The 1,218-nt window shown below is 68.8% G+C and carries 1 pseudogene; it reads right to left on the bottom strand.

The features are described from left to right. Positions 1-1,218 (bottom strand): annotated as a pseudogene (locus tag FZ103_RS26210) (DNA-directed RNA polymerase subunit beta); the annotation flags it as partial.

The raw sequence follows: 1,218 nt of genomic DNA, 5'->3' as shown, positions 1-1,218 counted from the left end.
GTCGCGCCGATCGCGTGGAGCGACTTCTGCCACTCCTCCTCGGTCCCTTCCACATGCCAGCCGTTCTTGGCCAGCCAGCCCAGGTGGATCTCGAAGATCTGTCCGACGTTCATGCGGCCGGGCACACCCAGCGGGTTGAGCACGATGTCGACCGGAGTGCCGTCCTCCATGAACGGCATGTCCTCCTGCGGCAGGATCTTGGCGATCACACCCTTGTTGCCGTGCCGGCCCGCGAGCTTGTCGCCGTCGGTGATCTTGCGCTTCTGCGCCACATACACCCGCACCAGCTCGTTGACCCCGGGCGGCAGCTCGTCGCCCTCCTCGCGGCTGAACACCCGCACCCCGATGACCTTGCCCGACTCGCCGTGGGGCACCTTCAGCGACGTGTCGCGCACCTCACGCGCCTTCTCACCGAAGATCGCCCGCAGCAGCCGCTCCTCGGGCGTCAGCTCGGTCTCGCCCTTGGGCGTGACCTTGCCCACCAGGATGTCGCCGTCGATCACCTCGGCCCCGATGCGGATGATGCCCCGATCGTCCAGATCGGCCAGCACCTCCTCGCTGACGTTGGGGATCTCCCGGGTGATCTCCTCGGGCCCCAGCTTGGTGTCGCGCGCATCGACCTCGTGCTCCTCGATGTGGATCGAGGAGAGCACGTCGTCTTGGACCAGGCGCTGGGACAGCACGATGGCGTCCTCGTAGTTGTGGCCCTCCCAGGACATGTAGGCCACCAGCAGGTTCTTGCCCAGCGACATCTCGCCCTGGTCGGTGGAGGGCCCGTCGGCCAGCACCTGGGCGGCCTCCACCCGCCGGCCCTCCTCGACGATCGGGCGCTGGTTGAAGCAGGTGCCCTGGTTGCTGCGGCGGAACTTGCCCAGCCGGTAGGTGGTGCGGGTGCCGTCGTCGGCCATCACGGTGACGTAGTCGGCCGTGACGTCCTCGACCACCCCGGCCTTGTCGGCCAGCACGACCTCGCCGGCGTCGGTGGCGGCCCGGTACTCCATGCCGGTGCCCACCAGCGGCGACTCCGCGCGCAGCAGCGGCACCGCCTGGCGCTGCATGTTGGAGCCCATCAGCGCCCGGTTGGCGTCGTCGTGCTCCAGGAACGGGATCATGGCCGTGGCCACCGAGACCATCTGGCGCGGCGAGACGTCCATGTACTCCACCTCGTCGGTGGAGACCGCCTCGAACTCCCCGCCCTTGCGCCGAACCAGCACCCGG

The organism is Streptomonospora sp. PA3 (assembly GCF_009728995.1).
Classification (GTDB): Bacteria; Actinomycetota; Actinomycetes; order Streptosporangiales; family Streptosporangiaceae; genus Streptomonospora.
Note: the sequence above shows the minus strand (reverse complement) of the source record. Positions and strands in the feature narration are given on the sequence as shown.